Consider the following 26,372-nt stretch of genomic DNA (forward strand, 5'->3'; position numbering starts at 1 on the left):
CCACCACCCCCACGGAGGAGCTTCCCATGAAAGCCCTGGTCTGGCACGGCACCGCGGACATCCGTTACGACACCGTCCCCGACCCGGAGATCGAGCAGCCCCGCGACGCCATCGTCAAGGTCACGTCCTGCGCCATCTGCGGTTCGGATCTGCACCTCTACGACCACTTCATGCCCGGCATGGAAAAGGGCGACATCATGGGCCACGAGTTCATGGGCGAGGTCGTCGACGTCGGGGCCGAGGCCAAGAGCGCCCTGAAGGTCGGCGACCGCGTGGTCGTTCCCTTCACCATCTGGTGCGGCGAGTGCGACCAGTGCCGCCGCGGCAACTATTCGGTCTGCGAGCGCTCCAACCGCAACAAGGCAATGGCCGACAAGCTGTTCGGCCACACCACCGCCGGGCTGTTCGGCTACACCCACCTGACCGGCGGCTATGCGGGCGGACAGGCGGAGTATGTGCGCGTCCCCTTCGCCGACCGCACCCATGTGAAGATCCCGGACGGGCTGACCGACGAGCAGGTGCTGTTCCTCGGCGACATCTTCCCCACCGGCTGGCAGGCCGCGGCGCAGTGCGACATCCAGCCGACCGACACGGTGGCGATCTGGGGCTGCGGCCCGGTAGGGCAGATGACGATCCGCAGCGCCGTCCTGCTGGGCGCCAAGCAGGTCATCGCCATCGACCGCGTGCCCGAGCGCCTGTCCATGGCCAAGGCCGGCGGCGCCATCACCATCAATTTCGAGGAGGAGAGCGTCGTCGAGCGGCTGAACGAGCTGACCGGCGGCAAGGGTCCGGAGAAGTGCATCGACGCCGTCGGCATGGAGGCGCACGCCACCGCCACGCTCGACTCCATGTACGACCGCGCCAAGCAGGCGCTGGCCCTGGAATCCGACCGCGCCCATGTGCTGCGCGAGATGATGTATGTCTGCCGCCCCGCCGGCACGCTGTCGATCCCCGGCGTCTATGGCGGGCTGATCGACAAGGTCCCCTTCGGCATGTCGATGAACAAGGGCCTGACCTGGCGCATGGGCCAGACCCACGTCAACCGCTGGACCGACGACCTGCTGCGCCGCATCCAGGAGGGCCAGATCGACCCGTCCTTCGTCATCACCCACACCGTGGGTCTGGCCGACGGACCGGGCATGTACCAGACCTTCCGCGACAAGCAGGACGGCTGCATCAAGGTCGTGCTCAAGCCGTAACAGGGAGGGGTGTCATGGCGTATTACCGCAGGAATTCGTCCGCCGACCGGATGGCCCGTGGCTTGGGCTGGTTCAGCATCGGCCTGGGTGTGGCCGAACTGGTGGCCGGGCGCCGGATCGCCCGCTGGATGGGGATGGAGGAGCAGGCCGGGCTGATCCGCTCCTATGGTGCCCGCGAGGTGGCGACCGGCGTCGGCTTGCTGGCGATGGGCGACGCCCGCCCCTGGATGTGGGGGCGGGTCGCCGGGGACGCGCTGGACCTCGCCACGCTGGCGTCGGCGCACCACGACGGCAACCCGCGCCGGGAGAACGTCGCCACGGCGCTGGGCGCGGTCGCGGCGGTGACGGCGCTCGACGTGCTGTGCACGGCGATGCTGCACCGGGAGGAGGCAACGGCCTGGACGCCGCACCCCGACTACAGCGACCGCAGCGGCCTGCCACGCCCGCCCGCCGCCATGCGCGGCGCTGCCAAGGACGCCCCGATCCCCGCCGACATGCGGACCCCGGACATACTGCGCTTCCAGCCGGCCGCGGCGGCTCCGCTATAGCCCTCGCCCCTCTGGGGAGAGGGTGGCCCGTAGGGCCGGGTGAGGGGGTTGCGCTTGTGCCAAACGGTCCAACCCGCGCAACCCCCTCACCCTAACCCTCTCCCCAGAGGGGAGAAGGGACAACACATCCTCAGCAACACCCCGCCTTGCCGGCGCCGTAGCGCGCCTGCAGACGGTTGTCGAGGAACTCGGTGTAGGTCATCGCCGGCTGGTCGGGGTGCCGGGTCCGCATGTGCTCCAGATAGGTGTCGTAATCCGGCACCCCGACCATGAGCTTGGCCGTCTGCTCGAAGTAACCGCGGAATCGGCTGAGGTTGCTTTTCAAGCCGCTCATCGGTCGTCCTTTTCCAAGATGCAGCGTTCAATCCCCGGCCCGCGCGGTGGCGCCACCCGTCGGGATTTCTCGGGTGGTCGGGCGGTCGCTGCGCAATGCCTTCAGGCAGGACAGGACGCCGAACACCAGCACCGCCAGCACCACCAGAACGAACAGCGAGGCCAGCGCCGCGTCCAGGTAATCGTTGAAGATCACCTGCCGCATCTGCTCCATCGAGGTCGCCGGGGCGAGCAGCCGGCCCTCGTTGGCGGCGGTGCTGAACCGCTCGGCGTGGGCGAGGAAGCCGATCGCCGGGTTGCTGTGGAAGACCTTCTGCACGCCCGCGGTCAGGGTGCAGATCAGCAGCCACGCCGCCGGCACCATGGTCACCCAGGCGTAGCGTTCGCGCTTCATCCGGAACAGCACCACCGTCGCCAGGATCAGGGCGATCCCCGCCAGCATCTGGTTGGAAATGCCGAACAGCGGCCAGAAGGTGTTGATGCCGCCCAGCGGATCGACCACCCCCTGATAGAGGATGTAGCCCCAGGCGGCGACGCACAGGCCGGTGGCGATCAGGTTGCCGGCCCAGGACGCCGTGCGCTGCAGCGGCTTGAAGAAGACGCCCAGCAGGTCCTGCAGCATGAACCGCCCGGCGCGGGTTCCGGCGTCGACGGCGGTCAGGATGAACAGCGCCTCGAACAGGATGGCGAAATGGTACCAGAAGGCCATCATGCCCTTGCCGCCGAACAGTTCGGAGAAGATCTGCGCCATGCCGACCGCCAGGGTCGGCGCGCCGCCGGCCCGCGACAGGATGCTCACCTCGCCGACGTCCTGCGCCGTCCGGGTGATCATCTCCGGCGTGATGACGAAGCCCCAGTTGTTGATGACCTGGGCCGCGGACTCCGCCGTGGTGCCGAGCAGCGCGGGCGGGCTGTTCATGGCGAAATAGATGCCCGGCTCGATGCAGGAGGCGGCGACCAGCGCCATGACGGCGACGAAGGACTCCGTCAGCATGCCGCCGTAGCCGATGAAGCGGGTGTGAAGCTCGTTCTCCACCATCTTCGGCGTGGTGCCCGACGAGATCAGAGCGTGGAAGCCCGACACCGCGCCGCAGGCGATGGTGATAAACAGGAAGGGGAACAGGCTGCCCGACCACACCGGCCCGGTGCCGTCGACGAAGCGGGTGACGCTGGGCATCTTCATCGGCGGCGCGACGAGCAGGATGCACAGCGCCAGCATCACGATGGTGCCGACCTTGAGGAAGGTCGACAGATAGTCGCGCGGCGCCAGCAGCAGCCACACCGGCAGCACCGACGCCACGAAGCCGTAGCCGATCAGGATCCAGGTGATCTGGATGCCGGTCAGCGTGAAGACCGGCGCCCACGTCTCGCTCTGCGCCACCTGTCCGCCGAGCAGGATGGCGGCGATCAGCAGGAAGAAGCCGACCACCGAGATCTCGCCGATCCGGCCGGGGCGCAGGAAGCGCATGTAGACGCCCATGAACAGGGCGATCGGCACGGTGGCGGCGACCGTGAAGAAGCCCCACGGGCTGTTGGTCAGCGCCTTGACCACGACCAGGGCCAGCACCGCCAGGATGATGACCATGATCATGAAGGTGCCGAACAGGGCGATGACGCCGGGGATGTCCCCCAGCTCGGCCTTGATCAGCTCACCGAGCGACCGCCCGTCGCGGCGCATCGAGACGAACAGGATCATGAAGTCCTGGACCGCCCCGGCGACCACCACGCCGGCCAGGATCCACAGCATGCCCGGCAGATAGCCCATCTGGGCCGCCAGCACCGGGCCAACCAGCGGGCCGGCGCCGGCGATGGCCGCGAAATGGTGGCCGAACAGGACGTACTGGTTGGTCGGGACGTAGTCCAACCCGTCGTTGTGGCGCATCGCCGGTGTCGGGCGCGCCGGGTCCAGCCGCATGACGCGGGTTGCGATGAACAGGCTGTAGTAGCGGTAGGAGACCAGATAAGTACAGACGGCGGCCACGACCAGCCAGAGGGCGTTGATGGTCTCGCCGCGCGCCAGGGCGACGGTGCCGAGCGCGAAGGCGCCCAGCACGGCGAGGACCAGCCACGGCGCGTGATTGAGGATGCGGGGCATGCGTACTCCTCCCAAACGATTCGCAATCGTTGAAAAGCACGATGAACCTGATGAAAACGATGGAGAATCATCCTCTCATCACGCCCGAACGGGAAGAGCAAACTCGCCGGTCGCGACAAAATGGGTCAAAAATAAGGCGTACCCTCAATTTGAGCGGGCAGCCCGCCGTTGCCGGATGATGAGGGCGCCATGGACGACACCGGCGCCCAGGCTGGTGTGACCGCTGAACATGACGAGGCCAAGCCCCCAGCCCTGCCACGACACGAGGAGACCCAGCGCGCCCAGCAGGGAAACCGCCCCGCCGACGCGCAGGGCGAGCGTCGCGGGCGCCGGCAGGGGCCGTCCGAACAGGTCATGCTGCGGACGATCCATCGCGAAGGCCAGCGCGGCGAACCCCGTCAGGCACAGGATGAAGGAGGACAGGTGGATCATGCTCATCCCTCGCGGAGAACGGCGCCACCGGCCGGCTTGTTGACGGTTTTGCGGGCGGGCCGCGTCTTGGGCTGGTGACGGAGGGTGCGGACCGCCAGGACGGCGTGGAGCGCCGCCAGCGCCCAGCACATCAGGTCCATGCCGACGAACACCCAGTCGCCGTCGGCCAAGCTGCGCCAGAAAGGCCGCTGCGTGGTCGCGGCGTTGAGCATGGGCAGCAACGCCAGCAGCGCCGCGGCCAGCCACAGCTGCTCGACCCAGGCCTTCTTTGCCGGACGCAGCACGCCGTGCAGCAGAGTCAGCGCCCAGACGATGAAGAAGCTGTGGATTTCCCAGTTGGCGCGGTCCGCCAGGGTCTCCGGCAGCAGGCGGTTCGCCCACAGGAAGGCCGCCATGGCGACCGACAGGCCGGCGATGCTGGCGATGTTCAGCCGCTCCACGACGTGGAAGCCGACATGGGGCCGGGCCGGATCGGGCAGCTTCTGCCGGCGCTTCACCGTCCACATCACCAGACCGGTGCCCACCATGGCGGTGCCGGCGAGGCTGACCAGGAAATAGAGCCAGCGCGTCACCAAGTCGCTGAAGCGCCCCAGATGCAGGGCGTAGAGTACACCGCGCGTCTCCGCCGCCGGCCCCACCCCTTCATGGACGGCCAGCAGCTTGCCGGTGGTCCCTTCAAATTCCAGATATTGCGGGCTCATCGACACGCGCCCGCCGTCGCCGCGCGCCACCGCCACCCGCGCCGCCGCGTCGCCGGGATGCGTGGCGGTGACCCGCCCGACGCCGTCGCGGCCCCAGCGCTCCTGGGCGTGGTGCACCATGTCCTCGATCGAGGCGAGCGGCGCCTTTTCGCCGCTGGGCTTGCCCGGCTGGATGAAGGCGCTGAGTTCGGCGTTGAGCTGCTGGCGGTCCGCCGCGGTCTTGATCCCCGCCTGCTGGCCCCAGGGCATGTAGAGCGCCATCAGCGTCACCAGCCCGGTGTAGGTGATCATGGCGTGGAACGGCAGCCCGAACACCGACAGCGCGTTGTGCGCGTCGAGCCAGGAGCGCTGCCCCTTGCCCCAGCGGAAGGTGAAGAAATCGACGAAGATCTTCTTGTGGGTGATGACCCCGCTGACGATGGCCACCAGCATGAACATCGCTGCGACGCCGGCGATCCAGCGTCCCCACACCACCGGCATGTAATGGAACTGGAAATGGAAGCGATAGAAGAAGTCGCCGCCCAGCGTCGCGCGCGACGACACCGTCTGCCCGGTCGCCGGGTCGAAATTGCCCTCGCCAAAACCGCGCTGGCCGGGAGCCGCCCCGGCGGTGCGCCAGAAGGCGTAGACGCTGTTGTTGCGGGCGTCCGGCAGGCGCAGGCTCCATTGCGGGCTGCCCGGCACCCGGGCGACCAGCTCGTCGGCCACCCGCTGGGCCACCACGGCCTGATCCGGAACCCCGCTCTGCGCCGGCAGTTCGGGGCGCATCCATTGCGACAGCTCGTCCTTGAAGTAGGACACCGTCCCGGTGAGGAACATCGCGTAGAGCACCCAGCCGAGAAGCAGCCCGACCCACGTGTGCAGGTCGGACATGCTCTGGCGGAGGCCACGGCCGTCGGGGCGCGCTTGCTGGTCCGTCGTCACGCTCGGCTCCCCATCACCAGACCGACCACGCCGCCAGCGACAGCGGCGCGGCCACGACAAGCAGGCCCGCCCAGGCGCGCAGCGCGCTGCGGACCGCGAAGACCCAGATCACGGCGGCGGCGTAGATGAGGAAACTCGCCATCTCGCCGGTGAGCACCGCCTGCGGCGTGCTCATGGGAAGCGCCAGCACCGCCACGCTGGCGAGTGCGGCCAGCGCATAGCCGCCGAGCAGGGCGGCGGCTATGCGCGAGACGAGCGGTCCAACGGAACGGACCCGTCCGGCCACGGAGGTCATTTGTTGGGCATCGCCGCCGGACCGGCGGGGACCGGCGCCAGACCCTCGGGGTGGACGTAGGTCACCGTGGTGACGTAGCTGACGCCGTCATACGTCTCGGCGCCGTTGGCGCCCTGACGCTCGCCGGGGGTGCGCTCGTTCAGGCTGACTTCGGCAACGTAGGTGCCCTTCCACGGCAGGTCGAAGGTGACCAGCCCCTGCTCGTCGCTGTGCTCCTCCTTGGCCCAGCCGGACTGGGTGACCAGCATCACCTTGGTCTTGGCCTTGGGCTGGCCCTGGAAGAGCAGCTTGAACTGGCCGGGCGTGCCGGTGGGCACCAGATCCAGCGTCAGCTTCGGCGCCTGCTCGGCGAAGCCGGTGATCAGGCGCGCGGCGGGGTGGAACCAGTTGGTGGTCTCCTTGTCCCCCTGCTTCCAGGTGTAGAGCGGGTAGAGCGTGTCCTCGGCGACAATGCTTTCGCCGTTGCCGGCCTTGAAGGGCAGCGCGAAGCCGTCGGCGGTCTTGGCGGCTTCGGCCTTCTGCTCGCCCTTGGCGGAGAGAAGGGTGGCGGCCGGCTTGCCGAACTTGTCGAGCAGGCCGGGCGAGACCTCGCGCAGGTTCTCGCCGAACTCCCCGAAGCGGATCGTGGCGTTGCCCTGCTCGGGCTGCTCGATCCAGATCTGGTGGGCTTGGGCGGGCATGGCGGCGGGCATGGCGAAGCCCAGCGCGGCGATGAGGGCGAGGGACAGTTTGTTCATGACGTCATCCAAAGGAATGGCTTGGCGGATTTAGAAATCGACGGTGGCGGACAGCAGCACCGTCCGCGGCGAGCCGACGGTCACGTAGGTGCCGGTGGTCAGCCAGTACTCCTTGTCGAAGAGGTTCTCGACGCTGGCGCGCAGCACGACGGGCTTGCCCGACACGTCGGTGGTGTAGCGGGCACCGATATCGAAGCGGGTCCAGCCGTCGAAACGCAGCGTGTTGGCGTTGGTCAGGTAGGAGCCGGAGGTGTGGATCACGCGCCCGTTGAGGGCGAGGCCCTCGACCCAGGGGGTGTCCCAATCCAGGCTGGCGGAGAAGCTCTTGTCCGGCACGCCGGCGGCGTCGTTGCCCTCTTCCGAGGCGACGGCGGTCTTCGTCAGCTCCGGCTTCAGGAAGGTCGCGCTGGCCATGGCGCGCAGGCCGGGCAGGATCTCGCCGTAGGCCGACAGCTCCAGGCCGCGGTTGCGCTGCTCGCCGTCATAGGCCAGCTCGTTGGACGCGGTGCGGATCGAGCTGGGGCGGGTGATCTGGAACAGCGCGGCGGTGGTCGTGATGGTCCCCCAATCGACCTTGACGCCGCCTTCGAGCTGCTTCGACTTGTAGGGCTCGAGCACCGCGCCGGTGTTGGCGTAGCCGGCGCCGACGATGGTGCCGCGCGACAGGCCCTCGGCGTAGTTGCCGTAGACCGCGACATTCTCCAGCGGCTTGACCACCAGACCGGCGAGCGGCGTCGTGGCGCTGGCGTCGTAGTTGCTGGTCTGCGCGCCGGTCGTCGTGCTGTAGCCCTTCACCTTCACCGTCTGGTCGCGCACGCCGAGCGTCAGCAGGACGCGGTCGTTGACGAAGGACAGCGTGTCGGCGATCGCGATGCTGCTCAGCGTCGTCTCGGCCGACTTGCGCGGATCGGTGCGCGGCGCGGTGATGACCGGCAGCGGCGCCGGGTTGTAGATGCTCGACGGGGCCGAGCCGGCGGCCTGGATGTAGGCGTTGCCTTCCTCCCGCTGGAAGCCGGTGTAGCCGATGTTGACCTGGTGGCGGACCGGACCCGTCTCGAAGCGCAGGCGCGCGCCGGCCGTGCCGCTGACCGTCTCGCTGTAGGAGTCGTAGTAGGAGTTGCGGACCGTGAAGTTGCCGAGCGCGTTCACGGCGGGGTTGGACTGCGGGAACACCTGATCGTTGGTGCCGTCCCGGTAGCCGATGCCGGCGTAGGCGGTCAGCCAGTCCGTCACGTCGAACTCAATGTTCGAGGCGATGGTCTTGTCCTTCTGGACCAGCTTGGTGTCCGGGTACCAGTTGCTGCGCGCGTCGGGCGGCGACGGGATCGCCGTCGTCGTAGACAGGATGCTGATCTGCGGGCGGAAATTGTCGGTGTCGTCGCGCTGGATGATGCCGTCGAGCGACCAGCGCAACCGCTCGCCCCGGTAATCCACCGCCAGCGAGCCGAGGCCGGTCTTGACGTCGCCGTCCTCGATCGAGGCCTCGCCGCCGCGCAGCAGGCCGTTGAAGCGCACGCCCCAGGCGTTGTTCTCGCCGAAGCGGCGCCCGGTGTCGACATGGACGCCGAAATTGGCGTCGCTCTGGTAGAGCCCGGTCACGCGGGTCAGCGGCTGGTCGCCGGCGCGCTTGCTGAGGATGTTGATGCCGCCGCCGATGCTGCCATTCGGGGCGATGCCGTTCATCAGCGCGCCCGGCCCCTTCAGCAGCTCGATCCGCTCGATGATCTGCGAGGGCACGCGGTTGGAGGACACCAGCCCGTACATGCCGTTGAAGCCGACGTCGCCGGACGGAACGGCGAAGCCGCGGATCTGGAAGGTGTCGTCGAAGCCGTTGCCGCCGGTGGTCGTGCGCACCGACGAATCGTTGACCAGCGTGTCGGCCGCCGTGCGCGCCTGCTGGTTCTCGATCAGCTCGGCGGTGTAGTTCGTCGTGCTGAACGGGGTGTCCAGCGTGTTCCTGGTGCCCAGCAGGCCCAGCGAGCCGCCGCGCGCCACCTGACCGCCGGCGTAGGGCGGCGGCTCGCCCGGCAGCGCGCCGGCGTTGGCCGACACCTGGACGGAGGGCAGCACCGTCGCCCCGGCCGGGGCGTTCACGACCGGCGTGGAGCCTTGCGCGACGAGGCCGTACCCCGACGGCGTGCCCGCGAGCTGATAACCGCTGCCGTCCAGCAGGCGGCGGAAGCCGTCCTCGACCGTCGTCGGTCCGCGCAGCCCCTGGGAGGTCTTGCCCCGGACCTGAGCCGGGTCCACGGCGATGCTCACCCCGGCCTGGGCGGCGAAGCCGCGCAACGCGGCGTCCAGCGGCCCCGCCGGCACGTTGGCGTCGACCGTGCGGGCCGCCGCCGTCTGCGCCTGCGCGGCCGGCGCGAAGGGAAGGCCGCCCGCGAGGACGGTGCTGGCAAAACAAACCGCCATGGCGACCGGGCGCAGTCCCGGCGCAAAGACGTCCTGCACGGGGCCGGCGGCACCGCGGCGGCGGGCGGTTGGACGCGGAGCGTCCGTGCCGCAAGAATGTAGCATAGAGCCGTTCCTCAATTAAAAGGTGTAGATGTGACGCAGCGTTTGCGACCGGCCCCGTGTCGGTTTCAAAAAGCCAGAGGGTCTGCGCTGATCGTCTGAATGCGAATGATTCTCATTCTAATCATTAAGCCGCCGGTTCCGCAAGGGGGCAACGTCGCCGTTACGACAATCGCGGCCGCTCCGCATCTCCCTGATCGGACTATGGAAATCCCGGCCCGGCATCGCTTTGGACAACCGGAGGACGGTGTGGAGCCCGTGTGCCCGGAACAACCGCGACCACCCTGCGGCGGAGCCCTCCCGCAACAGGCGGCGATGGCACCGCTCTTCACCATCTTCGGCGACCGAACACTGTTGCGATACAACTTATGATAAATTTCGAAGACAACCACACAGGCATCGCCTGCATGCGTTGGCTCTCATATGAATAACCACGGAATTACTAAGGACGGATGAGGTTGCACATCCCCTCCGCGAAACAAAACCGCTCTTCCTCCTGAAAAAATGTCGTCTGTATTTAGACATTTTTCAGCAAATCACTTTGTTATGGACACTCCCGAGATGCGACCGCCGCGACGGCGAGAGGGCCACCATGCCGGATACCCTGAACGCCACCACTCCGCTCCTGACCATCCCCGATGCCCTGGCGTCCGAAGCGGCGGCGGTGCTGCTGGGCGGCGATCCCGGCGCGCTGAAGGCGGTTCAGGAGAAGCTGGCGGCGGCACTGACCGGACAGGGCTTGCCGGAAGGCGCCGCGGGCAGCGTGGCGGACGGCTGGATGCGCGACGTCGCGGCGGGGGTCGGCGCCAGCGCCACGCCCGACGACGCCATTGCGCAGGCGAGCCGGGTCGCCGCCGGCACGGCGGCGCGCATGGCGCAAGCCGCGCAGGAAACTGCGGCTCTGACCGGAGAGCAGCGCTTGGCCGTCGCGCTGGCCCAGGGGCAGGGACTCGGGCCGGACAACGCCGCCAATTCGAAGGCGGCGTCCGATTTGTCGGCCGCGCTGTTCAGCGGGGTGATGGACCCGGCGGCCCGCCCGGCGGGCGCCGCCGACCCCATCGCCGCCCTGTCGCAGGCCTTGACCGCTCCTCCCGCCGCCCCGACGGCGCCGGAGGCCGTTCCCATCTCGCCCTCCGACAAGCTCGCCGCGGCGCTCGCCTCCGGCGTGGGGGTGCAGGACGCCGTGACGGCGCTCGGCCCCGCCCCGGGCGGTCACTTCGCCCAAGCGCTGGAACACGCCCTGTCCAGCGGCGCCGACGCCGCCGACGCCGTTGCCGAGGCGCAGGCGCTGAGCGCGGCCGGCGCGGTTCAAACCACATCCGTCGCCGTTGAGCAGACCGACGGCGCGCGCCTGCTCGGCGCGCTGGCCGCCGGAAAGACGGACGGGGCGGGCGGCGCCCTGGCCGGCACCCCCGCCTTCACCAGCGTCCTGAACGACGCGCTGGCGCAGGGCGCCGCACCCGACGCGGCGCTTGGCGCCTCAGCACGGGCGCAGACGGACATGGCGGCCCGGCAAGAGGCCGCCGCCGTGCCGGCGAAGCCGGCGGACGCGCTGGTCGCCTCGCTCTCGTCCGGCCAGAATGTTGCGGCCACCGTCAAGACCTTCGCCGCCGCCGCCGGGCTCGACGGCGCGGCGGCCGGCGGCTTCGGCGACGCCCTGGGGCGGGCGCTGTCCGGCGGGCAGGAGATGGCCGGCGCGCTGGGCTCGGCGCAGCAGACCGTCTCGACCGCGCTGGCCCTGTCGGCGGAAACCGCCAAGGGCGTGAAGAGCGACGGGCTGATCGCGGCGCTGGCCAGCGGGCAGAACGTGCAGCAGGCGGTGCAGGCGCTGGGCGGGTCCGGCGCCGCCTTCAACGCGGCGCTCGGGCAGGCGCTGGCGGACGGGCGCGCGCCCGGACAGGCACTCGCCGCCGCCCGCCAGACGGCGGAGACGGTGCAGCAGAACGCCCAGGGCAGCGAGGTTCCGGTGTCCGCCGAGAACAAGGCTCTGGCCGATCTCGCCAACCCGCCGCCCGCGGGCGAGGCGGCCAAGGAGGGCGCCAAGGCAGACGGCGACAAGAGCGGCGGTGAAAAGGCCAATGCAGAAAAGGCGGGCGAGCAGGTTGCCGAAGCTCCGGCCGAGGGCAAGGAGGGCGGCGAGAAGGACGACGCCAAGGAGGAGGCGAAGGGCGAAGACGGCGACAAGGCTGCCGATAAGCCCGCTGCCGATGCCTCCCCCGACGCGGCAGCGGCGAAGGGCGAATCGTCGCCTGCACCGGCCAAGTCCGGCATGGGAAGCGAGCCGGCGCTGAAGGCGATCAGCTTCGACGTGGCCGGCACCGCCAAGAGCGCCGACACCGTCACGCCCGGCGTCACGGCCCCCGCCCCCTCCTCCGGCGCGACGCCCGCCACCACGCCGGTCACCCGGACGCTGACCAGCGACCCCTTCGCCGTCGCCGCGCAAATCCAGCAGCAGGTGGCCCGAGCGCTCGAAGCCGCGGCCAACGCCCTGCCGGTGACGGTGCCGCCGGTGGCGGCGCCCACCCTCTCGTCCGGCTTCGACGCGGCCGCCTTCACAAAGGCGCTGGCGATCGCCGAGGGCACCGCGGCCCCGGCCGGCTTCGCCGTCTTCCATCTGATCGAGGCGATGTTCCGGCCCGGCGAGGCCGGGAGCAGCGTGATCGGCGTCGCCGTGGTGGCGAACCCCAATTCCACCTCCGGCGTCTGGCAGTACAGCCTGGACGGCGGGGCGTGGCGGACGGTGGGCACGGTCGGCGACGGCGCGGCGCTCGTGCTTCCGGGCAGCGCCCTGCTGCGCTTCCTGCCGGCCGACAACTGGAACGGCACCACCCCGTCGCTCGGGCTGCGGGCGGTGAACAGCGCGTGGACCGAGGGGTTCAGCGGCGCCGAGCACCGGCTGTTCACGCTGACCGGCGTCGGCGGCACCACCCCGCTGTCGGCGGACGTCGTCCCGCTGACGCTGGAGGTGACTCCGGTCAACGGCTCCCCGGTGGCGACGGGCACGACGGCGGTCCTCGCCGCCGTCACCGAAGACAGCGCCAACCCGGCGGGCGCCAGCGTGGCGGCGCTGTTCGGCGGGCTGTTCTCCGACCCGACCGACGCGGTGTTCGGCGCCGTCGGCAACGGCTTCGCCGGTGTGGCGGTGATCGCCAATCCGGCCGACGCCACCCAGGGACAATGGCAGTATTGGACCGGCACCGCCTGGGCCGCTGTGGGAACGGTGTCGGACGGCAACGCCCTGCTGCTGGCCGCCGACGCCACGCTGCGTTTCCTGCCCGCCGCCAACTGGAACGGCGTGCCGCCGAGCCTGACGGTGCGGCTGATCGACGATTCGCAGGGGCCGGTCACCAACGGCGAACGGGCGGACGCGACGGCGGCGGGCGGTGACAGCCGCTACAGCCTCGGCACGGTCGCCCTGACCACGGTGGTGAGCGCCGTCAACGACGCCCCGGTGGCGACCGGCACGACAGCGACCCTGCCGACGATTGCCGAGGACACCGCCAACCCGGCGGGCACCACCGTCACCGCCCTGTTCGGCGCCCTGTTCTCCGACGCCGCCGACGCGGTCAGCGGAGGCTCGACGGCCAACGGCTTCGCCGGCGTGGTGGTGGTCGGCAACGCCGCGACCGCGGCGCAGGGGACGTGGCAGTATTGGACGGGCACCGCCTGGGCCGGCATCGGCGCGGCGAGCGACGCCGACGGCCTGCTGCTGGCCGCCGACACGGCGCTGCGCTTCGTTCCCGCCGCCAACTGGAACGGCACCACCCCCGCCCTGACCGTCCGGCTGGTCGAGGACGGCGGCGCGCCGCTGGTCACCGGCAACCGCGTCGACCTAACGACCGGCGTCGGCGGCAGCAGCGTTTACAGCGCCGGCACCGTCGCGCTGACCGGCACCGTCACCCCGGTCAACGACGCCCCGATCGCCACCGGAACGACCGCCACCCTGCCGACGATTGCCGAGGACACCGCCAACCCGGCGGGCGCCACCGTCTCCAGCCTGTTCGGTCACCTGTTCTCCGACGCGACGGACACGGTGGCGGGCGGGTCCGCCGCTAACAGCTTCGCCGGCGTCGCCATCGTCGGCAACGCGGCGACCGCGCAAGGTGTCTGGCAGTATTGGACGGGCTCCGCCTGGGCCGCTGTGGGAACGGTGTCGGACGGCAACGCCCTGCTGCTGGCCGCCGACGCCACGCTGCGTTTCCTGCCCGCCGCCAACTGGAACGGCGTGCCGCCAAGCCTGATGGTGCGGCTGATCGACGACTCGCAAGGGCCGGTCGTCAGCGGCGAGCGGGCGGACGCGACGGGGGCGGGTGGCGACAGCCGCTACAGCCTCGGCACCGTTGCCCTGACCACCGCGGTCAGCGCCGTCAACGACGCCCCGGTGGCGACCGGCACGACCGCGACCCTGCCGACCATCGCGGAGGACACCGCCAACCCGGCGGGCGCCACCGTCTCCAGCCTGTTCGGTGCCCTGTTCTCCGACGCCGCCGACGCGGTCAGCGGAGGCTCGACGGCCAACGGCTTTGCCGGCGTGGTGGTGGTCGGCAACGCCGCCACCGCGGCGCAGGGGGTGTGGCAGTACTGGACGGGCACCGCCTGGGCCGGCATCGGCGCGGCGAGCGACGCCGACGGGCTGCTGCTGTCCGCCAACACGGCGCTGCGCTTCGTTCCCGCCGCCAACTGGAACGGCACCACCCCAACCCTGACCGTCCGGCTGGTCGAGGACGGCGGCGCGCCGCTGGTCACCGGCGGCCGCGTCGACCTGACCGGCGGAGTCGGCGGCAGCAGCGTCTACAGCGCCGGCACCGTCGCACTGACCGGCACCGTCACCCCGGTCAACGACGCCCCGATCGCCACCGGAACGACCGCCACCCTGCCGACGATTGCCGAGGACACCGCCAACCCGGCGGGCGCCACCGTCTCCAGCCTGTTCGCCCACCTGTTCTCCGACGCGACGGACACGGTGGCGGGCGGGTCCGCCGCCAACGGCTTCGCCGGCATCGCCGTCGTCGGCAACGCGGCGACCGCGCAAGGTGTCTGGCAGTATTGGACCGGCACGGGCTGGAGCGCCGTGGGGGCCGCCTCGGACGGCAACGCCCTGCTGCTATCCGCCAACACGGCGTTGCGCTTCGTTCCCGCCGCCAACTGGAACGGCACCACCCCGGTTTTGACCGTCCGGCTGATCGACGACTCGCAAGGGGCCGTGACCAGCGGCGGGCGGGTTGTCCTGACGAGCGTCGGCGGCAGCACCGCCTACAGCGCCGGGACCATCGCGCTGACCGGCACCGTCACCCCGGTCAACGACGCGCCGGTCGCCACCGGCACCGTGGCCGTCCTGCCGACCATCGCCGAGGACACCGCCAACCCGGCGGGCGCCACCGTCTCCAGCCTGTTCGGCCATCTGTTCTCCGACGCCGCCGACGCGGTGAGCGGCGGCTCGGCGGCCGACACGCTGGCCGGCATCGTGGTGGTCGGCAACGCCGCCATCGCGGCGCAAGGGGCGTGGCAGTACTGGACCGGCGCCGCCTGGGCCGACATCGGCGCGGCCAGCGGCGGCAACGGCCTGCTGCTGGCGGCGAACACGGCGCTGCGCTTCGTTCCCGCCGCCAACTGGAACGGCACCCCCCCGCCCCTGACCGTCCGGCTGGTCGACACGTCGCACGGCCCGATCGCCAGCGGCGCGCGGGTCGACGCGACCAACGTCGGCGGCAGCACCGCCTACAGCGCCGGAACCATCGCGCTGACCGGCGCCGTCCTTCCGGTCAACGACGCCCCGGTGGCGACCGGCACGACGGCAACCCTGCCGACCATCGCCGAGGACACCGTCAATCCGGCGGGCACCAGCGTCACCGCCCTGTTCGGTCATCTGTTCTCCGACCCGGCGGACGCGGTGCCGGGTGGCTCCTCCGCCAACGGCTTCGCCGGCGTCGTCATCGTCGGCAACGCGGCAACCGCCGGCCAGGGCGTCTGGCAGTACTGGTCGGGCTTCGCCTGGATCACCGTCGGCGCGGTCGCGGAAGGCTCGGCCCTGGTCGTCGCCGCCAGCGCGCTGCTGCGCTTCCTTCCCGCAGCCGACTGGAACGGCACCACACCGGCCCTGACCGTCCGGCTGATCGAGGACGGCGGCGCCCCCGTCGTCACCGGCGGCCGCGTCGACCTGACGACCGGCGTCGGCGGCAGCACCGTCTACAGCGCCGACACCATCGCCCTGACCGGAACCGTCACCCCCGTCAACGACGCGCCGCAGATCACCGCCGGCACGACGGCGCTGGCGACGATGAAGGGCGTGGCGGTGGCGGTCACCGGCCTGTCGGTGTCCGACGTCGACGCCGGCGCGCTGCCGATGCTGGTCACGCTGACTGCCGGCCACGGCACGCTGACCCTGGCCAGCGCCGGCTGGGACGCCGTCATCACCGGCAACGGAACGGACAGCGTCACCATCCGCGCGACGCTCGCCACCATCAACGGCCTGCTCGGCGCCGCCAACGGGCTCCTCTACACGGCCAGTTCCTACACCGGGGCCGACGCCATCCGGATCGTCGTGAACGATCTCGGCAACGGCGGGGCCGGCGGGCCGCTGACCGCGACCGCGACCATCGGCGTCACCGTGGCGCCGCCGAACGCCTCCCCCGTCCTGATCGACACCAACCTCGACGTCACCGTGGCGGCGGAGGCCCTGGCCGCCCCCACCGCGGGCACGGCCGGCTTCGCGGTGTCCAAGCTGGTCGGGCTGAACGGCAGCGGCCCGGCCAACGTCACCGACACCGACGCCGGGGCCGTCGTCGGCATCGCCCTGACCGGCACCAACGAGAGCTATGGCCGCTGGTGGTTCTCCACCGACAACGGCGCCAGCTGGAGCCTCGTCGGCGCGGTCAACGACAGCGATTCCGCCCTTCTGCTGCGCGCGACCGACCGGCTCTACTTCCAGCCCAACGCCGCGGTGCCGGCCACCGTCAACGGCGCCCTGACCATCCGCGCCTGGGACCAGACCACGGGCAGCGCCGGCTCCAAGACCGCCATCACCCTCGGCGACGGCAGCGCCTTCTCCGCCGCGACGGACACCGTCACCCTGCATCCCGGCGTGTTGATCCCCAACGGCACCTTCGACAAAGGGCTGACCGGCTGGAGCTACACCGGCGGCGCCACGGTGGGCGCGACCGGCGACGGCCATGAGGGCACCCTGACCTCGGCGGGCGGACAGTCGTCGACGCAGCTCGAGGACTTCCTCGGCCTCGCCCACGGCTCCATCGCGGCGGCGACCGGCACCATCCCGTCCTTCGGCCACGCGATGAAGCTGGCCAGCACCGTCACGGTGACGAAGGACACGACGCTGACCTTCGACTGGACCTTCATCTTCTCCGACCCCGGCTATCACGACTTCGCCTTCGTCAGCGTCAACGGCGTGGTCACCCTGCTCGCCAAGGAGGCGAGCGCCAGCGGCACGTTCAGCGTGGTGATCCCCGCCAACACCACCCTGACGCTGGGCTTCGGCACCTCCGACACCAGCGACAACAGCGTCAACCCGGTGCTGCGCGTCGACAACGTCAAGCTGACCACCGTCGCCAGCGACCCCATCGTGCTGGACATGGCCGGCGACGGGCTGGCCCTGCGGGCGCTGGCCGACGGCGTCCTGTTCGACGTCAGCGGCGACGGCGTGGCCGACCGCACCGGCTGGGTCGGCAAGGGCAACGCCCTGCTGGTGCGCGACGACAACCACAACGGGCAAATCGACGACGGGCGCGAACTGGTGTCGGAGCACTTCGGAAAAGGCTTCAACAGTAGCCTGGAGGCGCTCGCCTCGCTCGACAGCAACCACGACGGGCGCATCGACGCCGCGGACGCGAGCTTCGCCACGCTCCAGGTCTGGCAGGACGACGGCGACGGGGTGAGCCAGCCGGGCGAGCTGCGCACGCTGGCCGACGCCGGCATCCTCTCCATCGCCACCGCAGCCACCCCGACAGACACGACGCTGGCCGGCAACCACATCCTCGGCACCACCAGCATGACCATGGCCGACGGCAGCAGCCGCGTGGTGGCCGGCGTCGCCTTCGACGTGCAGGCCACCGTCGCGGCGCAGCTGCACAGCCAGCCGCTGGCCGCAGCGCCAGCGCCAGCGCCAGCGGCAGCGGCTCAGGCCGACCACGGACGCTTCGACTACGCGGCGCTGCTCTCCTCCGGCCTGGGTCTGCCGGACAATGTTCCGGTTGTGCAGAACGGAGTGGATGCACACGCGGGGGACTGGGCGATGGCCGTTCACAGCGCAGACACACATCACGTCACAACCCATGCCCCGACGATTGTGCCGGTTGCAGAAACTTCATGATCGACTGACAGAATTCGTCGCATTTTTAGGTATTTGGATACTGTTTTGTCCTAAATGAGTATGAGAGTTCTCGACTAAGATCATCATCGCTGTAAGCCAAACGGCTTAGACATGCGGCGATCTCCAGGACCCTCATGCACAAGTTTTGTCTTATCGCCACGGTTGCGCTTCCGCTCCTGACCGGAGCGCCACAATCTCTGGTTGCGGCTCCGCGCGACGAGGTGGTGGCGCTGATCGGCAAGGCGACGGAGACCCACGACCGCCTGCGCGGGGCGGAGGCCGCCGCCGACGGGGCCCGCAACGCCCTGCGGGTCAGCCACGGCGGCTGGTTCCCGACGCTGAGCCTGTCGGCCAACGGCGGGCGCGAGAGCACGACCAAGCCGGCGGGCCTGCCCAACACCGACATGAACGCCTCGCAGTTTTCAGCGCGGGCGACGCAGCTGATCTGGGACTTCGACGCGACCAACGCCGACATCCGGCGCGCCCAGGTGACGCTGGTCCGCGCCGACATCGCGGTGGAGCGCACCCGGCAGGAGTTGCTGGTGGAGGGCCTCACCGCCTACGCCAGCCTCGTCCGCGCCCACCAGCTGCTCGCCTTCGCCCGCCAGTCCGAAGACAACATCCGGCGCCAGACCGGGCTTGAGGAGGTGCGGCTTCAGGAGGGCTTCGGCTTCTCCACCGATGTCCTCCAGGCCAAGAGCCAGCTGGCCGGCGCCCAGGCCCGCCGCGTCGCGGCGGAGGAGGCGACGCAGACCGCGCAGAGCCGCTTCCAGGCCTTCTTCGGCCATGTCCCCTTCCAGGTCAGCAACGCCCAGGTCCTGGCGATGACGCGCGCCGGCCTGCCCGTCTCGATGGACGCGGCGGTGGAGGAGGCGCGCCGCCACAACCCGCGCCTTCAGGAACTGGCCCTGACCACCGCGGCGGCGCAGGAGGCGGTAACCGCGGTGCGCGGCCGCACCCTCTACCCGCGGATCGACGGCTTCGTGGAACACAACATCAAGCGCGACGTCGCCGGCCAGTCCGGGCGGCAGAACGAGCTGCTGTTCAAGCTCCAGGTCACCTTCTCGCTGAACACCGGCCTGACCGCGCTCAACAGCATCCGTCTGGCCGAGGCCGACCTGCGGGCCGCCGACGCCACCTGGGCCGACCAGGAGCGCACGGTGCTGGAGACCGTCCGCAACAGCTGGAACCGGCTGGAGAGCGCCCGCGCCCAGGTGCAGCTGCTGAACGATCAGGCGAGCCTCGCCGCCGGCTTCCTCGACGTGGCGCGGTCGGAGCGCGAGCTGGGCACCCGGTCGCTGATCGACATCCTCTCGGGCGAGACGACTCTCATCAACGCGCGCAGCGACGCCGCGGCGGCGGAGACGGAGCTGGTGCTGGCCGGCTACCGCCTGCTCGCCGCCATGGGCCGGCTGAACGCCACCGACATCCAGACCAAGCCGATGCCGAAGCTGACCGCGCCGGGCCGCGGCGCTTTCCGCGATACGGGCGGGCGCGATCCGGGCCGGCGCGGAACGGGAGATCAGCGATGAACGGCGGCGCCATCGGTCTGCTGGTGCTGCGGCTGCGCGCCAACCTGCGGCTGACCGCCCGCGTCTTCGCGGCGTCGCTGGCGGCGAATCTGCTCGGGCTGGCCTCGTCCTTCTACACGATGCTGGTGCTGAACCGCTACGTGACGCACGGCGTCGACTCCACGCTGGCGGCGCTGACCGTCGGCGTCGTGCTGTCCATCGCCTTCGAGCATCTGTTCCGCCACGTCCGGCTGGGCATCGCCGGGCGCATCGGACGCGCCGAGCACGAGCGTCTGACCACCGGGGCCTTCGGCATCCTGATGACCGCGCGCAGCGGCGCCGGATCGGCGGAGGGCGACGCGGCCCGGCGCGAGGCGCTGAGGGCGCCGGAGCAGATCGACTCCGCGCTCGGCTCCGCCAACCTCGCCACGCTGTTCGACCTGCCCTTCGCGCTCGGCTTCATCCTCGTGGTGGCGCTGATCTCCTGGCCGCTGGCGGCGATCTGCTTGGTCTTCACGCTGCTGGCCATCGCCGCCGGGCTGCTGGCCCAGGCCGACATGCGCGCGGTCGGGCGCGACCTCGCCCAGGCCGGCGCCGACGCCCAGGGGCTGGTTACCACGGCCATCGTCGGGCGCGACGCGGTCGCCCTGTTCGGCGGCGCCAAGCCGCTGCTCGGCGACTGGCAGCGCGCGGCCAAGGCGCTGCGCGTGGTCCGCGAGCGCATGTCGATGCGCCAGGGCCGCGCCCAGTCGGCGGCGCAGAGCCTCCAGGCGCTCCAGGGCGTGGCGGTCATCGCCACCGGCGCCGTTCTGGTGGTGCGCGGCGAGCTGGACGTCGGGTCGCTGATCGGCATCAACCTGCTGGTCGGCCGGGCGCTGGCCCCCTTCACCCGGCTGGCCCAGATCGGCGAGTCCCTGGCGATGGCCCGGCAGGCGCAGGCGCGGCTGGAGCAGTTCGCCCGCACCGCGGTCGAGCCGACCGGCGGCACCAGCCTGCCCCGCTACGCCGGCACGCTGGAACTGCGCGACCTGACCTTCACCCCGCCGGGCGGCGTCACGCCGCTGCTGCGCCGGCTGAACCTGTCGGTGCCTGCCGGCAACATCCTGGTGCTGAAGGGCCGCAACGGCTCCGGCAAATCGACGCTGATCCGCCTGATCGCCGGGCTGGCCGACCCGCAGGAGGGTGCCGTGCTGGCCGACGGCGTGGACATCCGCAAATTCGCCCCTTCCTGGTGGCGCCAGCAGATCGGGCTGCTGCCGCAGGAGCCGGTGTTCCTCAACCGCACGATCCGCGAGAACCTGCTGCTCGCCAACCCGCGCCTGTCGGAGACGGAGCTTCACGCCGTCCTGCACCGCGCCGGGGCCGACCGCACGGTGGCCGACTGCGCCCAGGGGCTCGACACGCCGCTGCGCAACTTCGGCCACGAGCTGCCGACCGGCCACCGCCGCCGGCTGGCGCTGGCCCGCGCCCTGGCGGTCGGCGGACGGCTGATCCTGCTCGACGAGCCGACCGACGGGCTGGACTCGGACGGCACCGCCACCGTCTACCGCACGCTGATCGAGCTGGCGCGCAGCGGCCACACGGTGATCATCGCCTCCCACGACCCGCGCATCCTCCAGGGCGCCTCGCTGGTGCTCGACCTCGACCAACCGAACGGCACCGTGGCTGCCCGTGAAGCGGCCGGGGTGGTGACGCCATGAAGCCGCTTCCCCTGCTGACCCGCAAGCCCGCCGCCGGCGCCGCGCCGGCCGTGCCGCCGGTCATCCCAACCGGCATTCCGGCCGCCCTCCCAGCCGCCCTGATGGGAACACAGGCCACGGACACGGAAAGCCGCTTCGGCGACGGCCTGTTCGCGGTCAGCATCGCCGCTTTCCTCGCGGCACTCGGCTGGGCGGCCATCGCCGAGCTGAACGTCTCCAGCAGCGCGCCCGGCGACGTGGTGCCGCTGTCCTACAACCAGTCGGTCCAGCATTTCGAAGGCGGCATCGTCCGCGACATCCTGGTGCAGGAGGGCGATTCGGTCACCGCCGGCCAAGCGCTGGTCGAGCTGGACCAGACCAAGATCCGCGCCGACCTGGAGGAGTTGAAGCTGCGCCTCGGCTCGCTGTCCGCCGACACCGCGCGGCTGGAGGCGGAGGTCGGGCGCCGCGAGGCCATAACCTTCCCCGACCGGCTGCTGCGCGAGCGGCCCGATCTGGTGGCGCAGACCCGCGACCTGTTCCGCGCCCGCCGCGACCGGCTGGCCTCCGACCTCGACATCCAGCGCCAGGACATCGCCCAGCGCGAGCAGCAGGTGGTCGCCGTGCGTGCGCGCATCGGCGGCTCACAGGTGGCGCAGGGGCTGATCCGCGAGCAGCTCTCCATCAGCGAGACCCTGCTGAAGCGCGAGATCACCAACCGCATGAAGCACCTGGAGCTGCTGCGCGACGACGCCCGCGTCAGCAGCGCCATTGCCGAGGACCGCGCCACGCTGGCCCAGGCCGAGGCGGCGCTGGCCGAGGCGCGCAGCAAGCTGGTGTGGATCGGCCGCAAGTACGAGGAGGAGAGCCGCAACGCCCTCGACGAGGCCCGCCGCAACCACGACGAACTGTCGCAGCGCCTGACCCGCTACCAGGACAGCCTGGATCGCAGCAGCCTGCGGGCGCCCATGGACGGCATCGTCAAGACGCTGGCCGTCTCGACCAAGGGCGCGGTGGTCAAGGCCGGCGAGACGGTGGTGGAGCTGGTGCCGCGCGACGGCAAGCTGGTGGTGGACGCCCGCCTGCCGGTGCAGGACATCGGCTATGTCCGCCCCGACCAGCCGGTGGTGGTGACGCTGGCCGGCGGGGACGCCTCGCGCTTCGGCCACATCGAGGGGCGGGTGCGGACGATCAGCCCCGACACGCTGCTCGACGCCAACAAGCAGTCCTACTACAAGGTCCGCGTCGAGCTGCCGGTGACCCGTTTCGACTACGGCGGCAAGACCTACGAGCTGTTCCCCGGCGTGCGCGTGACCTGCAGCATCCTGACCGGGCGGCGCACCATCCTCGACTATGTGTTCTCGCCGGTCCTCAACGGCCTCCAGCACGCGATGCAGGAGCAATGAGGATGACCGGACCGATTGCCGCTTTCCCTCTCCCCTCTGGGGAGAGGGTCAGGGTGAGGGGGTTGCGCGTGGAGGCACGTCCAGCACAAGCGCAACCCCCTCACCGGCCCTCCGGGCCACCCTCTCCCCAGAGGGGAGAGGGCTATTTCCACCCCGACACGGACCGCCCGAGGCCCACCCCATGCTGAGCTCGCTCCAGCCCCGCTCCCGGCCGCCGCTGCGCTGGTCGCACCTGACCAAGAAGGCGCGCTTCGCGCTGATCCTGGCGGCGGCGATGCTCGTCACCGTGCTGGTCTCCCTGGTCGTCCGCGCCGGCTTCCTCGGCGACAGCGCGCGCGAGCCGCTGACCGTCGCCGTCGTCGGGCCGCTCAGCGGGCCGGACGCGGCGCTGGGGCTGGCCCTGCGCAAGGGGGCGGCGCTGCGCGCCGACACCATCAACGCGGCGGGCGGCATCGCCGGCCGTCCCGTGGTGGTCAAGCCCTTCGACGACGAGGGCGACAAGGGCAAGTCGCTGGAGATCGCCCGGCGCGTCTCCAACGATCCCTCGGTCCTCGCGGTGATCGGCCACACGCCGGACGCCGCCGACAGCGCGACGGCGATCTACGCCCAGCGCCAGATCCCGCTGATCGCCCCGCGCCCGCTGGTCCGCCCGGCGGACGCCGCGCCCAGCCCCTGGCTGTTCAGCATCACGCTGGACCGCACGCACGAGACGCGCTTCCTCGCCAACTACGTGCGCAACGTGGTCGGCGAGCCGACCGTCGCCATCGTCCGCGAGGACAGCGAGCAGGCGGCATCGCAGGCCGGGCAGTTCGACGCGATCCTCCAGCGCTTCGGCACCAAACTGGTCGGCCAGTGGACCTTCGCGCCGGGCCGCGGCGGTGCGTCCGCCCTGCCGGCGCTGGCCCAGGCGGTGAAGGAGAAGATGCCGACCGGCGCCGTCGTCGTCATCGGGTCGGCGGTGGACAGCGCGCGGGTGGTGGTGGCGCTGCGCGACGCCGGGGTGCGCAACCTGATCGCCGGCAGCTCGGAGATGGCCTCGTCGGCCTTCCGCACCGAGATCGTCGCCCAGGCGCAGTCCAATCCCAAGGCGCTGACTCCGGAGGCCTACGGCCACGGGCTGCTGGTGTCCTCGCCCGTGCTGTTCGACACGGCCAACGAGCGGGCGCAGCGTTTCTACGGCCAGTATGTGAAGCGCTTCAACGCGGTGCCCGACTGGGCGGCGGCGCTGGGCGCCGACGGCGTGGACCTCATCGCCGGAGCCATCGCGAAGACGAACACGGCCACCGGCAAGCCGGACGGCGAGGCGCTGCGCCGCGCCATCGCCGACCACGACCGCGCCGAGACCGCCTTCCAGGGCACGGTCGGCACCTGGACCTTCGACGCGCGAGGCCAGGCGACCCTGCCGGTGATGATGGCCTCCTACAACGGCCTGAACCCAGTGGCGGCGCTGACCCAGCTCCAGCCGATACGCGAGGCCGGAGTCTCCAACTTCCTGGAAGAGGTCACCAAGGGCCGGGCGCTCTACGTCAACGACCGCTTCATGTACAAGACGGACGTCATCTACACCGGCGTCCAGCTCCACGAGATCCGCGACCTGAACCCGGACGCCAACGAAGCGACGCTGAGCCTGACGATCTGGTTCCGCTACCGCGGCGCCTTCAACCCGGCGGACGTCGTCTTCACCAACGCGGTCAAGCCGGTCGAGCTGGGCAAGCCCTACCGCGAGGAGCGCGGCGAGGTCACCACCTACGTCGCCTACCGGATCGAGGGGCGCTTCGCCCTGAACGTCTTCGACCAGCGCCCACCCTACGGCAGCCAGACCGTCGGCGTCAGCTTCCGCCACCGGACGCAGAACCGCAACACGGTGATGTTCGTCACCGACGTTCTCGGCATGTCGCTGGTCGACACCAACGACTTCGTGGAGAAGCTGAAGGCGATGGCCGCGGCGGAGACCGCGTCCGCCGCCGACCCCGGCCTCGCCGACCGCTTCCGCCGCGCGCTGGAGGGCGAGAGCGAAAGCTCCACCCTGCTCGACCAGCTCCGCGCCAAGCGGGTGCTGGCGCCGTCGCCCGGCTGGCGCCTGTCGCGCGCCTGGATCTCGCAGGACGTCGCCTCGGTCGGCAGCGAGGGCGATCCCAACTACGTCGGCTTCGGGCGGCCGCAGCCGGACTTCTCGCGCGTCGACTTCGGCGTGGTCGCGGCGCCGGACTCCCCGGCGGCGCGCGACTTCATCCACCGCGACTTCTTCGTCTACATCGCCATCTTCAGCGCCGTTCTGGCGGTCTTCGCCGCCGTCATGGACCGCCGCGACCGCGGCCAGTTCTGGAAGATCCAGACGCTGTTCATGCGCATCCTGTCCTGGCCGCTGCTGCTGATGTCCGTCGGCAACATCGTGCTGGACCAGGCGGTGGCGACGCTGCCGCCGAGCGGAATCGCCATGGTGGTGAACGGCGTCAACGTGCTGTGGTGGATCGTGCCGGCCATCCTGGTCGACCGCACGCTGGAGCGCTTCGTCTGGACCCCGCTGGAGATCCGCACCCAGCGCAAGATCCCCGGCATCGTCCGCCGCTTCTCCACGCTGATCGTCTTCGGCTTCGCCGGCTGCGGCATCATCGCCTTCGTGCTGAAGCAGCCGATCACCAGCCTGCTCGCCGCCTCCGGCCTCGTCGGCATGGTCATCGGCCTCGCCATCCAGGCCAACATCGCCAACGTCTTCTCCGGCATCGTCCTGAACATCGAGCGGCCGTTCCAGATCGGCGACAGCATCCAGATCACCGATCTGGTGCGCGGCGTCGTGGTGGACATGACGTGGCGCACGGTGCGCATCCGCAACGTCGCCGGCTTCATCGTCGCCATGCCCAACGCCAAGGTGTCGGAGGCGACCGTCATCAATTTCAGCGCGGTCGACCGGGTGTCGATGAAGCTGGAATATTACGCCGACGCCCGCCACGACCCCGGCCGGATGGGCGGCCTGCTGACCACCGCCCTGCAGAACGCCGACAAGGTGCTGCCCAGCGCCACCGGCGGCCCGGCCTTCGTCCGCTATGACGGCATCCGCGGCGTCAACGGACAATGGCTGTGCAAGTACAACCTGTTCTTCTGGGTCGAGGACTACGACGCCAGCTTCGTCGTGCCCGAGCTGGTCTGGCGGTCCGTCTACCGCACGCTGGCCGAGGCCGGCATCGAGCCGACCCCGCCCGACCTGATGGAGGCCGCCGGCCCCGCCGCGGTCGCCACCAACGCCCAGCGCCAGGCGATCCCGGTATGAGCAGGAACACCCACATGATGCGAACCCTGATCGCCGCGACGGCGCTGCTGCCGGTCCTGCTCGCCGGGACGGGCTGCGCGCCGCTCGGCGGCGACCGCCCCGGCGCGATCCTGGAGAAGCTGGCCGACGGCGACTACGACGTCGGCATCCGCTACCCCGCCAAGCGCGCCCGCTACGTGATGATCGTCGAGGAGGACGAGGACGGCTTCGTCGTGACCAACCGTCCGGCCGCGGGCCGCGAGGTGGACACCGTCCCGGCCCCGGCCTCAACCCCGGTGGTGGCGCAGCCGCAGCGCAACGACCGGGTGCTCGCCCCTTGCGCCGAGGCGACCGGCAACTGGTACCGCCACACCCCGGCGGGCTACGTCTGTGCCGGCCAGTCGGCGCCCGGCGGCGGTGGCTGA

General features: G+C 70.8%; 15 protein-coding genes. 8 read left to right on the forward strand and 7 right to left on the reverse strand.

Annotated elements, in window-relative coordinates; translation table 11 throughout:
* Positions 1-26: 26 nt before the first annotated feature.
* Together ACWPN5_RS23380 and ACWPN5_RS23385 are read left to right on the forward strand one after the other, a co-directional pair.
* Positions 27-1,199, forward strand: a complete 1,173-nt coding sequence (locus tag ACWPN5_RS23380; RefSeq protein WP_200476446.1) for a zinc-dependent alcohol dehydrogenase — start codon at positions 27-29, stop codon at positions 1,197-1,199.
* A gap of 14 nt (positions 1,200-1,213) precedes the next feature.
* Positions 1,214-1,747, forward strand: a complete 534-nt coding sequence (locus ACWPN5_RS23385) for a cyclase dehydrase (protein WP_145689480.1) — start codon at positions 1,214-1,216, stop codon at positions 1,745-1,747.
* Positions 1,748-1,877: 130 nt separating this feature from the next.
* Here the strand turns inward: ACWPN5_RS23385 and ACWPN5_RS23390 are convergent, their stop codons facing one another.
* From ACWPN5_RS23390 to ACWPN5_RS23420, 7 genes are all read right to left on the reverse strand, one after another.
* The gene (locus ACWPN5_RS23390; RefSeq protein ID WP_114857739.1) at positions 1,878-2,081 is read right to left on the reverse strand and encodes a YbdD/YjiX family protein; all 204 of its coding nucleotides are present in this window, start codon (positions 2,079-2,081) and stop codon (positions 1,878-1,880) included.
* A 27-nt stretch (positions 2,082-2,108) separates the two neighbouring features.
* The gene (locus tag ACWPN5_RS23395) at positions 2,109-4,175 is read right to left on the reverse strand and encodes a carbon starvation CstA family protein (RefSeq protein WP_492297633.1); all 2,067 of its coding nucleotides are present in this window, start codon (positions 4,173-4,175) and stop codon (positions 2,109-2,111) included.
* A gap of 144 nt (positions 4,176-4,319) precedes the next feature.
* Entirely contained in the window at positions 4,320-4,607 is a 288-nt protein-coding gene (locus tag ACWPN5_RS23400) for a DUF3325 domain-containing protein (protein ID WP_145689484.1), read from the reverse strand.
* Between the two features lie 2 nt (positions 4,608-4,609).
* Positions 4,610-6,232, reverse strand: a complete 1,623-nt coding sequence (locus tag ACWPN5_RS23405) for a PepSY-associated TM helix domain-containing protein (protein ID WP_492297635.1) — start codon at positions 6,230-6,232, stop codon at positions 4,610-4,612.
* Positions 6,233-6,245: 13 nt separating this feature from the next.
* Positions 6,246-6,527 carry a DUF3649 domain-containing protein gene (locus ACWPN5_RS23410; protein WP_492297637.1) on the reverse strand — a complete coding sequence of 94 codons (282 nt, stop codon included), beginning with the start codon at positions 6,525-6,527 and terminating at the stop codon, positions 6,246-6,248.
* Complete coding sequence (locus tag ACWPN5_RS23415; RefSeq protein WP_492297639.1) at positions 6,524-7,264, reverse strand: cobalt ABC transporter substrate-binding protein; 741 nt, start codon at positions 7,262-7,264, stop codon at positions 6,524-6,526. Before ACWPN5_RS23415 ends, ACWPN5_RS23410 begins: the two co-directional genes overlap by 4 nt.
* A 30-nt stretch (positions 7,265-7,294) precedes the next feature.
* On the reverse strand, positions 7,295-9,718 hold the full coding sequence (locus ACWPN5_RS23420; protein WP_492297641.1) for a TonB-dependent siderophore receptor: 2,424 nt from the start codon (positions 9,716-9,718) through the stop codon (positions 7,295-7,297).
* Positions 9,719-10,373: 655 nt separating this feature from the next.
* Between ACWPN5_RS23420 and ACWPN5_RS23425 the strand changes: the two genes are divergently transcribed.
* The 6 genes from ACWPN5_RS23425 (at position 10,374) to ACWPN5_RS23450 (ending at position 26,372) form a co-directional block, all read left to right on the forward strand.
* Positions 10,374-18,104, forward strand: coding sequence for a beta strand repeat-containing protein (locus ACWPN5_RS23425; protein WP_492297643.1), 7,731 nt, complete (start codon positions 10,374-10,376; stop codon positions 18,102-18,104).
* Positions 18,105-18,238: 134 nt separating this feature from the next.
* Positions 18,239-19,636, forward strand: coding sequence for a TolC family protein (locus tag ACWPN5_RS23430; RefSeq protein WP_492297645.1), 1,398 nt, complete (start codon positions 18,239-18,241; stop codon positions 19,634-19,636).
* Positions 19,633-21,315, forward strand: a complete 1,683-nt coding sequence (locus ACWPN5_RS23435) for an ATP-binding cassette domain-containing protein (RefSeq protein ID WP_492297646.1) — start codon at positions 19,633-19,635, stop codon at positions 21,313-21,315. Before ACWPN5_RS23430 ends, ACWPN5_RS23435 begins: the two co-directional genes overlap by 4 nt.
* On the forward strand, positions 21,312-22,700 hold the full coding sequence (locus tag ACWPN5_RS23440; protein WP_492297648.1) for an HlyD family type I secretion periplasmic adaptor subunit: 1,389 nt from the start codon (positions 21,312-21,314) through the stop codon (positions 22,698-22,700). The genes ACWPN5_RS23435 and ACWPN5_RS23440 overlap by 4 nt, the downstream gene beginning before the upstream one ends.
* Before the next feature lie 181 nt (positions 22,701-22,881).
* The gene (locus ACWPN5_RS23445) at positions 22,882-25,968 is read left to right on the forward strand and encodes an ABC transporter substrate-binding protein (RefSeq protein ID WP_492297650.1); all 3,087 of its coding nucleotides are present in this window, start codon (positions 22,882-22,884) and stop codon (positions 25,966-25,968) included.
* A 14-nt stretch (positions 25,969-25,982) separates the two neighbouring features.
* On the forward strand, positions 25,983-26,372 hold the full coding sequence (locus ACWPN5_RS23450) for a hypothetical protein (RefSeq protein ID WP_492297652.1): 390 nt from the start codon (positions 25,983-25,985) through the stop codon (positions 26,370-26,372).

The sequence above is a fragment of the Azospirillum sp. UENF 211521 genome (genome assembly GCF_058780535.1).